Origin of the sequence: Pseudomonas moorei (genome assembly GCF_042846945.1) — a bacterium.
In the GTDB taxonomy this organism is placed as follows: Bacteria; Pseudomonadota; Gammaproteobacteria; order Pseudomonadales; family Pseudomonadaceae; genus Aquipseudomonas; species Aquipseudomonas moorei.
The window spans coordinates 2098396-2111519 of sequence record NZ_AP035776.1; the positions used below are offsets into that span (position 1 = coordinate 2098396).

9 protein-coding genes are annotated in these 13124 nt (G+C 57.3%); 6 read left to right on the top strand and 3 right to left on the bottom strand.

All coding sequences use genetic code 11. The annotated features are described in order from the left end of the window. Window positions 1–262 precede the first annotated feature (262 nt). Genes recC through recD form a run of 3 tightly spaced genes read left to right on the top strand, consistent with a single transcriptional unit; the run spans window position 263 to window position 9509 of the window. Entirely contained in the window at window positions 263–3745 is a 3483-nt protein-coding gene (gene recC, locus ACGJAX_RS09740; RefSeq protein ID WP_390958628.1) for an exodeoxyribonuclease V subunit gamma, read from the top strand. Further along, window positions 3742–7419: an exodeoxyribonuclease V subunit beta gene (gene recB, locus ACGJAX_RS09745; RefSeq protein ID WP_390958630.1), complete on the top strand. Its 3678-nt coding sequence runs from the start codon at window positions 3742–3744 to the stop codon at window positions 7417–7419. Before recC ends, recB begins: the two co-directional genes overlap by 4 nt. Continuing rightward, on the top strand, window positions 7416–9509 hold the full coding sequence (gene recD, locus ACGJAX_RS09750; RefSeq protein ID WP_390958632.1) for an exodeoxyribonuclease V subunit alpha: 2094 nt from the start codon (window positions 7416–7418) through the stop codon (window positions 9507–9509). The genes recB and recD overlap by 4 nt, the downstream gene beginning before the upstream one ends. Here the strand turns inward: recD and ACGJAX_RS09755 are convergent. From ACGJAX_RS09755 to ACGJAX_RS09765, 3 genes are all read right to left on the bottom strand, one after another. Next, window positions 9497–9661, bottom strand: coding sequence for a hypothetical protein (locus ACGJAX_RS09755; RefSeq protein WP_017528830.1), 165 nt, complete (start codon window positions 9659–9661; stop codon window positions 9497–9499). The two genes, recD and ACGJAX_RS09755, sit on opposite strands and share 13 nt — an antisense overlap. Window positions 9662–9686: 25 nt before the next feature. Further along, window positions 9687–10352, bottom strand: a complete 666-nt coding sequence (locus ACGJAX_RS09760) for a hypothetical protein (RefSeq protein WP_390958634.1) — start codon at window positions 10350–10352, stop codon at window positions 9687–9689. A gap of 145 nt (window positions 10353–10497) precedes the next feature. Continuing rightward, the gene (locus ACGJAX_RS09765; RefSeq protein ID WP_390958636.1) at window positions 10498–11373 is read right to left on the bottom strand and encodes a WYL domain-containing protein; all 876 of its coding nucleotides are present in this window, start codon (window positions 11371–11373) and stop codon (window positions 10498–10500) included. 102 nt (window positions 11374–11475) lie between these two features. On the opposite strand from ACGJAX_RS09765, the gene ACGJAX_RS09770 reads away from it, so the two are divergent. From ACGJAX_RS09770 to ACGJAX_RS09780, 3 genes are all read left to right on the top strand, one after another. Then, complete coding sequence (locus tag ACGJAX_RS09770) at window positions 11476–11751, top strand: hypothetical protein (protein WP_017528827.1); 276 nt, start codon at window positions 11476–11478, stop codon at window positions 11749–11751. A gap of 87 nt (window positions 11752–11838) precedes the next feature. After that, the gene (locus ACGJAX_RS09775) at window positions 11839–12354 is read left to right on the top strand and encodes a hypothetical protein (protein ID WP_390958638.1); all 516 of its coding nucleotides are present in this window, start codon (window positions 11839–11841) and stop codon (window positions 12352–12354) included. Further along, window positions 12351–12911 (top strand): hypothetical protein, encoded by a 561-nt coding sequence (locus ACGJAX_RS09780; protein WP_390958640.1) that lies wholly within the window; start codon window positions 12351–12353, stop codon window positions 12909–12911. The genes ACGJAX_RS09775 and ACGJAX_RS09780 overlap by 4 nt, the downstream gene beginning before the upstream one ends. Window positions 12912–13124 lie beyond the last annotated feature (213 nt).

Here is a 13124-nt window from a genome sequence, read left to right on the forward strand (position 1 = left end):
GTCAACAAACAGCACAGATTTTTACGCCTTTTCATTTGTTTCTAACTGTCGCCTCAGCAGAAACGGTTGGGGATGTGCGTGAGTAGTTGACCTGTGCAAACCCCCAGCATTTGCTCTCCTCCTTGGGCAACCTATGCTCGGCCCCTGTAGATGGTTGTGGCGACCTTCTTCGGGCTGGTGGCGTGTAACAATATCGTTTTAAAGTGATGGCCTTTTGCTGCTCTGTACCACAGAGCTGCGTATTCAGATCTGAGGGTGGCGTATGCAGGATGCGGACTCGTTGAAGCCCGGCTTCATGATTATTCACGGCAATCGCTTGGACGATTTACGTGAGCTAGCGGTGAGCTGGATGCAGCGCTACCCGTTGGCCCCTCTGGAAAACGAAGTCGTGCTGGTGCACAGCAACGGCATTGCTCAATGGTTGAAGCTGGCGCTGGCTGAAGATCCGGATAACGGTGGCTGCGGTATCGCAGCAGCGTTGGATGTGCAACTTCCTGCGCGTTTCCTTTGGCAAGCCTACAGGTCTGTATTGGGGGCTGAGACGACACCAGAGACCTCCCCGCTGGACAAGGCGGCACTGAGTTGGCGACTCATGCGCTTGCTGCCTCAATTACTAAGTAAAACCAATTTCAGCAGTTTGCGGCGATTCCTTCAGGACGATGACGATCAGCGCAAGCGCCATCAACTATCCGAACGTCTGGCGGACCTGTTTGACCAATATCAGGTCTATCGCGCCGATTGGCTGGAGGACTGGGCGGCCGGGCGTGATCAGCTAAAGCACATCAAAGGCGGTGTGAAACCGCTGGATCTGGACAACCTGTGGCAGGCGGAGCTGTGGCGTGAAGTATTGGCGGATGTAGGCGCGGGCGCTCTTGAGCAGAGCCGTGCCGGTGTTCACAAGCGTTTTGTCGCACACTTGCGTGAAGCAGGGCAGCCCCCGAATGGTTTACCTCGGCGTGTGGTGGTGTTTGGCATTTCATCTATGCCTGCACAGGTTTTGGAAGCCTTGGCCATACTCTCGCGCTACAGCCAGGTGTTGCTGTGCGTGCACAACCCTTGCCGCCATCACTGGGGCGATATCGTCGCTGACAAAGACTTGTTGGGCCATGCCTATCGCCGTCAGCCAAACAGAAGTGCTTCTATGGTGGCGAGCCAACATGGCCAGCCATTGCTCGCCGCTTGGGGTAAGCAAGGTCGCGACTACATCAATTTGCTCGACCACTATGACGAGCCAGCGAGTTATCGACACCTTTTCGAGGGCTTAAACGGCGGGCGTATCGACCTGTTCAATGACGAGCCACCTTCAAGCCTCCTAGGTCAATTGCAAAGCGACATTCTTGAATTGCGTCCTTTGGCTGAAACTCGCGAAGTGTGGGCCCCGGTCGACGTGGCACAGGATCGCTCCGTGCGCTTTCACGTAGTCCACAGTGCCCAGCGCGAAGTGGAGGTGCTGCACGATCAGTTGCTTGCTCGCTTCAGTGCCAATCCTGGGCTAAGCCCGCGCGATGTGATTGTGATGGTGCCGGACATCAATGCGTATGCACCGCATATCGAGGCCGTGTTCGGTCAGGTGTCGCGTCATGATCCTCGTTATCTGCCCTTTACCCTGGCCGACCAGGGACAGCGTGGGCGCCAGCCCTTGCTGATCGCTCTCGAACACCTGCTTGAACTGCCGCAAAGCCGCTTTGCCGTCAGCGACATTCTCGACCTGCTGGACGTACCGGCGCTGCGCGCGCGCTTCGGTATCAAGGAAGCGGATGTGCCGATCCTGCAGCGTTGGATTGACGGAGCCGGTGTGCGCTGGGGACTCGATGCGCAGCAGCGGGAGAGCCTGGACATGCCGGCGGGCCTGGAACAAAACACCTGGCGCTTCGGCATGCGTCGCATGTTGCTGGGCTACGCGACAGGCCAGGGACCTGAACTGAATGGCATCGAACCGTACGATGAAGTGTCGGGACTGGAAGCCGCCTTGGCCGGGCCGCTGTTGACCTTGCTCGATCACCTGGAAATTGCCCGCGAAGACCTGCAACAGCTAGCCACACCGGTACTCTGGGTTGAGCGTCTGCAATCGCTGCTGAAAGTGTTCTTCCGCCCGGTGGGTGATGGGGAAGATTTGTTGGTCAACCAACTGCTCAAGTTGCTCGACGACTGGTTGCGCACATGTGAGTCCGCGCAGTTCGACGAACCGCTGCCGCTGAGTGTGATTCATGAAACCTGGATGGCTGGCATTGAAGAGGGCGGCTTGTCACAACGGTTTCTTGCCGGCGCGGTGAACTTCTGCACGCTGATGCCGATGCGTGCAATTCCATTCAAGGTGGTGTGCCTGCTGGGCATGAACGATGGCGACTACCCGCGCCAACAACCGCCTGTAGATTTTGATCTGATGCGCAACGATTACCGTCCGGGCGATCGCTCGCGACGCGAGGATGATCGTTACCTGTTGCTTGAGGCGCTGTTATCAGCCCGGGAACAACTGTACGTCAGTTGGGTCGGTCGCAATATTCGCGACAACAGCGAGCGCGTACCTTCGGTATTGATCGGTCAACTGCGCGATCATCTGGCCAGTGGCTGGCGTTTGGCGCAGCCCGATGCGAGGCCTGATGCGCTGCTCCATGCATTGACTCAGGAACATCCGCTCCAGCCTTTCAGCCCTGCCTACTTTGCCGATAAACCTGGGCCCGACGGGCTGTTCACGTATTCTCACGAATGGCGCGAAGTGCATGATTCACAAGCCAGGCAACTATCGACGGGTTTGTTGTCAGCGCTTGCTCAAGACTCTCCGTTGACCCTGCGCCAACTGGCCGGGTTTGTCCGTGATCCCGTCGGAGCATTTTTCCAGCAACGGCTCAAGGTCAATTTCGACAATGACGAACTCACCGGCCGCGACGACGAAACCTTTCAGCTCGACGGCCTCGAAAACTGGCAGCACCAGGACCGGCTCAGCCAAGCGCTCAAGCGCTGGGTTGAAGAAGATTACCGACCCGAGAATGCGGTGGCCGAGCTCGATAGGCACGTTCAGCGATTGCAGCGCGAAGGCAAGTTGCCCCTGGGTGGCTTCGGAACCTTGAGCGCATCGGCATTGGCCGAGCCTCTACCGGACATGCTGGAGCGTTACCACGCGCAGCTGCAGGCATGGCCTGAAATCGAGGACGGCCAGACTGCCGCAACGATTGCCGCGTGCGAATCGATACCTGGATTAAATGACTGGTTAGGCGGCATTCGCTGTAATGCCCAAGGTGAGCGGGTGTATTTGCAACTCGACAGCAAGAAACTGTGCAACGACGACAGTTGGCGCTGGCACAACCTGGTTCGACCCTGGGTGCGACATTTGGCGTTGCAGTTGAGCGGTTCGGGCTGCACCACGATTCTGGTAAGTTTGAACGGTGATGTGGTGTTCCGGCCAATGCCCGTGCAAGAGGCGCAGGCGCAGTTGCAATCGCTGCTCGACGCCTGGGTGGCGGGCATGCGTGAACCGCTGCCGGTCGCCTGCAAAAGCGCATTTGCATGGCTTGAGGAAGCGGGGGCGGATGGCGAAGACAAAGACGCGGCCTCGGACAAGGCCCGTGAGACATTCGAGGGTGGCTACAAGCACACCGGAGAAGCAGAGGGCTCCTTCGCCTTGCGCCGCGCCTACGCGGACTTTGACCAGCTATGCGCTAGCGGTGATTTTGGCACATGGTCCAAGCGGTTGTATGGCGGACTGTTCAAACACCTTTCTTCCAGCCACGCAGGGAGCGACCAATGAGCCCAGTTAATCTCAATCCCCTGGACTTTCCATTGCATGGCAGCCGATTGATCGAGGCCAGTGCCGGCACGGGCAAAACCTTCACAATCGCTTTGCTTTATGTGCGTCTGGTGCTGGGGCATGGTGGCGAAAACGCATTCAAGACACCGCTTACACCGCCGCAAATCCTGGTGGTGACCTTTACGGACGCGGCTACCCAGGAGCTGCGCGACCGTATTCGTGCACGGTTGACTGAAGCGGCACAGTGCTTTCTGGAGCCGGATCGCAAACATGACAAGTTGCTGCAGCAACTGCGTGACGAATGCCCATCGGAGCAATGGCCCGACTGCGCAAGACGATTGCAATTGGCCGGAGAGTGGATGGATGAGGCCGCGGTCTCGACTATTCACGGCTGGTGTTATCGGATGCTGCGTGAGCATGCCTTCGACAGTGGCAGTCTATTTACCCAGACGCTAGAAACTGACCAGAGCGAGTTGCTGGCCGAAGTGGTCCGGGATTATTGGCGTCGGCATTTCTATGAGTTGCCGGTGGAACAGGCACGTGCGATCGGTGATTGTTTCAAAAGCCCTCAGGAGTTGGGGGATGCGCTCGGTTCGTTGCTGACACGCCAGGACGCGACCTATCAATACAAAGCCCAGCCTCTTGAAGCCCCTGGGTCTTTGCAGGCATTACTCCAGGAACCGGGTGAATGGTACGCAACAGTCGGCGAACTGGAGCGTAATGCTCGCCAGTTGTGGCAGCAGCATCAGGTCGAGGTAGAGGCCTTACTGCAAAGTGTTCGGGCCCGGATGCATGGAGGTACCTATAAAAATGCAGGCCAGGATGATGTATTCAATGGCTACTTGCGCGACTTGGAACAGTGGAGCCGGGGACAACCTGCACCTGAAAAAATAAAAGCATTCAGTCAATCCGGCTTGAGGCTCACTGGTAAAGACAAGGTTCCCCAACATGAGGTTCTACAGGCCATTGATGCCTGGCTGGAAAAACGTAACGCCAAGGTTGATATCAAGGCGCAGGTGCTGCTGCATGCCTTGCATGAAGTGCATGAGCGCTTTGACGAAGAAAAGCGACGTCGAGCTGAAATCGGATTCGACGACCTGCTCAATCGCCTTGACCACGCCCTGCAGAGCTCGTCCGGCCCTCGTCTGGCCGAGACCATTCGCAAGCAGTACCCGGTTGCCTTGATCGATGAGTTCCAGGACACCGACCCGGTTCAATACCGGATCTTTGAAACCATCTACCGCATCAGCGAGAACCTGGATGACTGCGGGCTGTTCCTGATCGGCGATCCAAAACAGGCGATTTACTCCTTCCGTGGCGCGGATATTTACACTTATCTGCAGGCGCGAGGGGCCACGGCTGGCCGTCATTACACGCTGGGCACCAATTATCGTTCCACCCAGGCGATGGTCGATGCAGCCAACCACTGCTTCGAGTTCGCCGAATTACAGCCGCGTGGAGCGTTTCGTTTTGCCAAGGAAGACCAGGGCAATCCGGTGCCGTTCAACACCGTGCAAGCCAACGGGCGCGACGATATTTTGCAGATCAACGGCACGGATCAACCGGCCCTGACGTTCTGGCATCTGGAAACGCCGGGCGTAATCAATAACGCCACGTACTTGCGCAAAGCCGCTGAAGCCTCGGCATCGGCAATTCAGGCCTGGCTCGATCCAGCTGCAATCAAACGGTCCGGTTTACTGAGCAATAAGGGTGAATTCGTCGCCTTGCGGCCCGCCGATATCGCCATTCTGGTACGCAATCGCAAGGAGGCAGAAGCCATCCGCAAAGCCCTGGCGCAGCGCCAATTGGCCAGTGTCTATCTCTCCGACAGGGACTCGGTCTTCGAAAGCGATGAGGCCAAAGACCTGCTGTATATCCTGCGAGCGTGCGCTCAACCGACCAGCGATCGGCTAGTGCGAGCGGCGATGGCGACCCGTAGCGTCGGGCTGCCATGGCAGACGCTGGAGCAATTGAACCAGGATGAGTTGTTCTGGGAGCAACAGGTGCTGTTGTTCAGGGATTTGCGTGTCATGTGGCAGCAACAAGGTGTTCTGCCAATGCTGCGAAAGCTGCTGGCCACGTTCAAGGTACCGGCCCGTTTGCTTCTCGAGGATCAAGGTGAGCGTCGCCTGACCAACCTGTTGCACCTGGCCGAATGGCTGCAGCGCAGCGCTGCCGAACTCGATGGCGAGCATGCGTTGATCCGCCACCTGGCCGAGCAGGTCGATGGTCAGAGCGAAGAAGAAATCCTGCGACTAGAAAGCGATTCGGACCTGATCAAGGTGATCACCGTGCACAAGTCCAAAGGCCTGGAATACCCCTTGGTGCTGCTGCCGTTTGCCTGCAGCGCAAGGGAGATCGATGGCAAAAGCAAAACCCCGCCAATGTTTCACGATGAAAATGATTCGTTGGTGATTGAATTGGTAAAAGGTGATTCGGCAAAACCTGCACAAGTTCGGGCTAACGATGAGCGTATGGGAGAGGAGATGCGATTGCTCTACGTCGCCTTGACTCGAGCTCGTTATGCCACCTGGATTTGCATGGCAGCCCAAGCATCGGATCGCAGAAGTAAAACGACGCACTTGCACAAAACAGGCCTGGGTTACATGTTGGCAGGTGAGAAGCAAGTCACTCCCGATGAGCTTCTCAGCGTGGTCGAGACTTTTGCAAAAAACTGCAATGACGTAGACGTGTGCGCGGCCCCCGTGCCGACCGACGATGTGTATACGACGCCGACACCACCGCTGGTGGGGCCGGCATTGCGTCCCCTGAACACGCTCGCGGCGAACTGGTGGATTGCCAGTTACTCGGCGTTAGCCATTGCCGACGGTAATGTCCTGATGGGGGCGGAACCGGGAGCCAATCTTGAGCCGGCGACTGCGCTGGAAGCCAATTTTCAGGAAGCAGGTGAAGCTGAAGCCTTGCCTGCAGGGACCGGGATTCACGGTTTCCCTCGGGGCGCAGGACCGGGCACCTTTCTGCACGGGCTGTTCGAATGGGCCGGGCGCGAAGGTTTCGCCAAGGCTGCTGGAGATCCGATCACCCTGCATAACACCGTTGCCCGACGCTGCAACCTGCGTGATTGGGAAACCTGGATCGAGCCACTTTCCGCTTGGCTTGGCAGCTATCTGAATGCGGCACTGCGATTCAACGGTACCCAGTGCAAACTCTCGACTCTGAGCACCTATCAAGTAGAGATGGAGTTCTGGTTTTCCAGCCGCTCCGTGAACGTTCAGCGTCTTGATGCCCTGGTGCGCCAACATACATTGGGTGGTGCACCGCGCCCTGTGCTGGCGCCCAATGAGTTGAACGGCATGTTCAAAGGCTTCATCGACCTGACGTTTGAACATCAGGGTCGCTACTACGTGGCGGACTACAAATCCAACTGGCTGGGCAGCAACGACCAGGCCTACGACGCCGAAGCGATGATCGAGACGATGCTGGACAAGCGTTACGACCTGCAACTGTGCCTGTACCTGCTGGCCTTGCATCGCCAACTCAAGCTGCGCCTTGCGGAGTATGACTACGAACAGCACATGGGCGGGGCGGTGTACCTGTTCGTCCGTGGGCACCAGGCGCCCACCCATGGCGTGCATTTCGAAAGGCCGCCACGGCAGTTGATTGAACAGCTTGACCAACTCTTCATGGGGCAACACGCGGAGGCCAGCGCATGAGCCAGACCCTTAAGCAGCTGAGCAACAGCCAGCGCAACGTTGATCACCCGCTGTTGTTCGTTGGCGATGCCGACAGCAGCGAGCTGCTGCATCAACTCGACAATTGGGTGAACCGAGGCTGGTTGCGCGCACTGGATCGCTCATTCGCCACCTTCATACTTGAACAGGATCCCCAGGCTCAGGCCAGTGTGTTGCTGGCCGCCGCGATGACCAGTCATCAACTGGGTCGCGGGCATTCCTGCCTGGATCTGGTTGCTACCCTGCAAGCGCCTGACTTTGTGTTGTCGTTACCTCCTGAAGGGGAGGAGGGCGGCCAATTACCGTCGCAATGGTTGCTGGGCCTGGATGTCGCGCAATGGCGCCGGGCGTTGTGCTTGAGCACGATGGTGGAGGATCGGGACGAGCCGCAGCGATTCCCGGAGCGGCCGCTGGTGTTGACCGGACAGCGTCTGTACCTGCGCCGTTACTGGAACTATGAGCGCAGCATTGCCCAGGCGCTGAGCGCCCGTTTGAGTGTGGACGCGGTAACACCGGAAAAACTTTCCGGTCGGCTCGATGCCTTATTCCCTGACACCTTCGAAGTTAACGGTGAACGCCGTAGCGACTGGCAAAAAATTGCCTGTACGCTGGCGGCACGAGGTAACTTCAGCGTCATCACCGGCGGCCCCGGCACCGGCAAGACCACCTCGGTCGTGCGCTTACTGGGGCTGTTGCAAACACCGGCCGTGGAGGAAGGGAAGCCGCTGCGAATTCGTCTCGCCGCCCCCACCGGCAAGGCAGCAGCACGCTTGTCCGAGTCCATTGGCAAGGCCGTCCGTGAGCTGCCGGTCAGCGCCCCGGTGCAGGAGGCGATCCCGACGGATGTTTCCACATTGCACCGTCTGTTGGGCAGTCGACCGGATTCGCGCAACTTCATTCACCACCGGGATAAGCCACTGGAGCTGGATGTATTGGTGGTCGATGAAGCGTCGATGATTGACCTGGAAATGATGGCTTGCCTGCTCGATGCCTTGCCTCGGCAGGCGCGCTTGATCCTGTTGGGTGACAAGGATCAGCTGTCATCGGTGGATGCAGGCTCCGTGTTGGGCGACCTTTGTCGCAACGCTGAAGCCGGCGGCTATAGCGAGCAAACAGTGGCCTGGCTGGAAGCCCACAGTGGCGAGTCGGTCAGCGCTCCGGGGTTGCAAACGGCAGTCGGTGCTGGCGATCCGCTGGCCCAGCAAACCGTCATGCTGCGCTACTCCCGACGCTTCGACGCCCAGCGGGGCATTGGGCGTCTGGCCAAACTGGTCAATGAGAAAAATGCCGCCGAAGCACGAAGCCTGCTTGATCAGCAATTGCCTCAGCTGTTCAACCTCAAGTTGCGAGGCGAGCATGATGCCGCACTCACCGAGTTGATTATCAACGGCAAAGGCGATGCTCCTGGTTATCGCCATTACCTTGAGCAGCTACGAGACCAGCGTCCTGCGAAAGACACTCCCTGGGACAGTGCCCTCTGGGCCGGTTGGGCTGGCAAAGTATTGGGCGCATTTGATGAGTTCCGTCTGCTCTGTGCGCTGCGTCGCGGGCCTTGGGGTGTCGAGGGACTGAATCAACGAGTGGCCGCTGAACTGCGCCGCTGTGAGTTGTTGTCGGGGGACCAGGGGTGGTACGAAGGGCGACCGGTACTGGTCACCCGCAATGATTACAGCCTGAGCTTGATGAATGGTGACATCGGCATTGCTCTCTGGGTACCGGGTCCCTCTGCAGAACGGGTTCTACGTGTGGCCTTCCCGCGAAACGATGGCAGCGGCGGCGTACGTTTCGTGATGCCGAGTCGGCTGGTGGAGGTTGAGACCGTTTTCGCCATGACGGTGCACAAGTCCCAGGGGTCGGAGTTCAACCATACGGCTCTGGTATTGCCCGATGTGCTGAACCCTGTGCTGACCAAGGAGCTGTTGTACACTGCCATCACCCGTGCCAAGCAATGGTTCAGCCTGGTTGAAGCCAGTCCGGGCGTATTTGAAGGGGCGGTGAGTCGCAATGTGCAGCGAACCAGTGGACTGGCGCTGCAACTGCAAGATGAGCTGGCAAAACTTCAACGCACCTGAGTGGGGGCGTTCAGGCATTTGTAGCCTGGGTACTGGGCTTCAGCGGTGACCTTTGCCATGGCAGAGGTCACCGCTTGAACCGTGATGGTGAAGTTGGCTTGGGGGCCGGCGGTAGCAACCACACGTTGCATGAAGGCTTTGTAGGTTTTCATGGCGCTGTCCTCGATGGCGATGGGATTACGCTTCACCACGCTTGCTGGTGATCTTTACTGCTCGACCAAGTGCGAAGAGCACCATGTCGATGTTCACCACGTATCCAGATTCGGCATCCTGACGCTTTTTAAAGTGCACGCACAGCCAGCGTTTGTAGCGTTCGATGCAGTCGACATTGTTGTCCCAGTTGATCTTCTTGCGAATGCTCTTGACCTTGGCAGAGTCCGGGTCGTTGACCTGTTCATAGAGTTCGAAGGCTCGAAGCACGTGCTGATCGACAATGGATTCCGAGCGATCAGCTAGATGCCGACCGAACTGTCTGAATACCTGGCCTGGGCCGTTAGTCAGCGAAGTTGGTCTGACATCGGCTGCACCTTTGATGATGTGAGCCACTTTTTGCAGGTCGCCGTTTTTCCAGACCAGGGCGTAGAGCAGCTTCTCCAAAGGCGTTTCCAGTTTGGCGCTGAGGTCCATATGCAAGCGAAGATCGTTGCCAACCTTGTTCATGAGGGAACTGATGTCGTGGTCCGTCAACTTCAACTGCAATTCTGGGTACTTGTTGCGGTCCATCTGCCATTTTTCCAGCAGGGGATCGGAAGTCAGTATCTTTTTCAGATCGGACACTTTGTCGGCGTTCAGTATCTCGGTGAACGTGGTTTCCACCAGCTTCAAAGCTTCCAGATTATTCAATATCGCGTTCTCTCGTGGGGTCTGATGCAGAGCTTGATTCACTCGTGCGACAGATCATGTCGCACTGCGTCAGGGCTCGGTATTTTTTGGAGTCGAGTGCCAGCGGCAAGCTTGTCGCGAACAGGGCAGTCGAAAGGGACCGGTATCAGTCATACAGCCAGGGTTTCAACTCCTTCAGGTTCTCCACCACGATCTGTTGCGCCTCAGGTTTCGGGTCCATGTTCTTTGGATCAATTTGATATCGCTGCAACACGTACTTGACCAGCGCTTGGCGGCAGGGAATCTGCAGTCGCCCATCGACCATCCCGAAATCCCCTTCGATTATCGCTTTCTGCATTAGCGTCAGGCGTTCATCTGGCTTGATGATGACATTGACTTCGCTATTCCATTGGTCGTCGTCCGAGATGCCATTCTCGGTTTCACCGTCCATCAACTCAGGGGCACCGCGTAATCGGCTCAATACAAAGTCCCGGTACTCGCGGTTTTTTTCGCAGTAGGCACGCACATGCCAGCGCATGCCTGTGTAGACCAGTGTATGCGGCGCGATGGTTCGCCCTTCAGGCTTGGGGCTGTTCAGTGAAACGTAGTCGATGTCCAGGCGCAGGTGCTCCCGGCAAGCCTTGAGCAGGGGGCGAAGTATCTCAGCCTTGATCGAGCGATTCGGCACCTCCAACACTTTGGTATGGGCGTAGGCCAACGCCAGCCCCTCGACGTGAGGCGCTCGGGCATTGTTCTGGTAAAGGAGGTGCAGGTAAGCGCTGGCACTGTCGTCGATGAACAGAGGCTTGAACTGTTTGCTCGGCACGTAACCCTTGATCTGTCGATCATATGTAAGGTTTTTGGGCGCATGTTCGGTGATGTAGGTGTTGATGTCCTTGGATGCCTGCTGACGGCTGATGCCGAAGCTCTGCATCAAGTGCACCGTGGTCAGCCGGCCTTCCCACCATGCGACCGTTTCGATCAGTCGGTAGCGAAGGGCGAGGTCCCAACGGACCTGCGCGATGGTTTGCTTGCGTTTCATGTCGCCTCCATGTGAGTGAATACTTTACCTGTATAAGTCTACATTCTAGACGTGTCGTTTAACACTACATATCGTGACTCTGGCAAGTTTGGAGTTGACGACATGAGGGACATGTTTATGGATGGTTGGGATTGGACGGCGTCGGTAGCGATGCTGATGCTGTTGATGATCCTGCTAATGCTTTTGGTGCAGTATCTGCAGACTAACAAAGCCTGGAGATTGCTCGAGCATTGGCATGCGACCACAAAGGAGCGCCAGCAACGGCTGAGCTGGCATGCCGAAGAAAATCGCGAGTTGAAATCGGCGCTGCGGGCAGAGAAGGCTCATGTGGAGCAGCTGCAGCGCAAAGTTGAGATTCTGCAGGCTTTACTGCCTTAGGTGTGAGGTATGGGGGCCTTGATTCAAGGTCCCCGTGTTTGGCGCCGATACAGTGAACGTAGATAGCACGCTCAAAAAGGAAGTGCGATGACAGCAATTTTTACAAAGGCTCAAGCGGAGCTGGAGCTTGCACTCATGCAAGCCGAAAGTGATTCCATGGTCAGTAGCGATCTTTATATCTGGTTGCGGGAATGCGGTCTGTCGCCCGAAATCGCCGTACGGCTCAAAGAGCTGGTTAACGTGACTCAGCGCATCGGTAACAAGGTTGTTTCCATCGGCAAGCTGATCGTGATGAAGTTGCGCGACTTCATCACGGCGCATAAAAACCTGGCCATTGGCACCGTATTGGGTGCGGCTATTGCTTCGCTGGTTGCGGCGATTCCGTTGCTCGGTTCTATTTTGGCGCCTTTGGGTGCACTGCTTGGCCTGACCATCGCGGTCTCCGGTCATCAAAGCGATAAGCAGCCGACCGGGAGCGGCGCAGGTGTGAACCTACTGGAGCTTCCACAGAACCTGATCGAGATCGCTCGGACGTACTTTGATCTGTTCATTGAGACGTTGCAGATCATCCTGGCTGAATTTGTATCGGCGAAAACATCATGAGTCGGCCACCGAAGGTCAGCAAGAAGCAATTACTCCAGGTCATTGATGAGCTTGAGCGCAGGCCCCACGATCGTGTACGCATCCTGGGGGAGGTGGGCATCAGCACGCTCGGTATTGGCCTCGGCGCCGCTGCAGCAGGTACGGTGGCGAGTATCGCGGGTGCGACCAGTATTCCGGTCCTCACCACAGCCACCGGTTGGGTGGGTGTCACTGCCGTGGCTGCGACGCCAGTTGGCTGGGCACTAGGCGCTGCGGCAGCCGGTGGCGTTCTGGCCTACAGCGTCTCGCGCTGGATTCGCGGCGGTGCGATGTCAGAGGGCCGCAAGCAGGAGTTGTTGCTGGTCTATCAGGAGCGGTTGGCTGAGATGGAGGCCAAGGAGCGCATGGGAGCTGTCACACTGTTGGATAAGTGCGGATTTATTTCGTCACTTCGAGAGGTGATTGAGAAAGATGTCATCAGTGCAGACAAGGCGCTGCGCCTGATTGAGGCGGTGGAAGGCGGGAGGATGGAATTGCCTGAGGCTTATCGATTGGTGAATGGGCTCTTGCAGAAGTAGTGCATGCAGGGTGCGATTTTCACCAAAAAGCCGATGGCTCATCCGATCACGACGCGTCTTGTCGCGGTGGCCCCTCATGCTCGCCTCAGCGCTAGGCCGAATGGTTTACACCATCCGAACTGCACAAATCAGCCAACCAGTAAGGGGCCGTAGCATGAAAAATCTATTTGCAGTCATTGGCGCCATCGTCGTTGTAAAAAAGGGCTACGAGTT

Excerpts from the sequence above, each read along its gene's own strand:
- recC (WP_390958628.1), top strand. The coding sequence starts at position 263 with ATGCAGGATGCGGACTCGTTGAAGCCCGGCTTCATGATTATTCACGGC.
- recB (WP_390958630.1), top strand. The coding sequence starts at position 3,742 with ATGAGCCCAGTTAATCTCAATCCCCTGGACTTTCCATTGCATGGCAGC.
- recD (WP_390958632.1), top strand. The coding sequence starts at position 7,416 with ATGAGCCAGACCCTTAAGCAGCTGAGCAACAGCCAGCGCAACGTTGAT.
- ACGJAX_RS09755 (WP_017528830.1), bottom strand. The coding sequence starts at position 9,661 with ATGAAAACCTACAAAGCCTTCATGCAACGTGTGGTTGCTACCGCCGGC.
- ACGJAX_RS09765 (WP_390958636.1), bottom strand. The coding sequence starts at position 11,373 with ATGAAACGCAAGCAAACCATCGCGCAGGTCCGTTGGGACCTCGCCCTT.
- ACGJAX_RS09770 (WP_017528827.1), top strand. The coding sequence starts at position 11,476 with ATGAGGGACATGTTTATGGATGGTTGGGATTGGACGGCGTCGGTAGCG.
- ACGJAX_RS09775 (WP_390958638.1), top strand. The coding sequence starts at position 11,839 with ATGACAGCAATTTTTACAAAGGCTCAAGCGGAGCTGGAGCTTGCACTC.
- ACGJAX_RS09780 (WP_390958640.1), top strand. The coding sequence starts at position 12,351 with ATGAGTCGGCCACCGAAGGTCAGCAAGAAGCAATTACTCCAGGTCATT.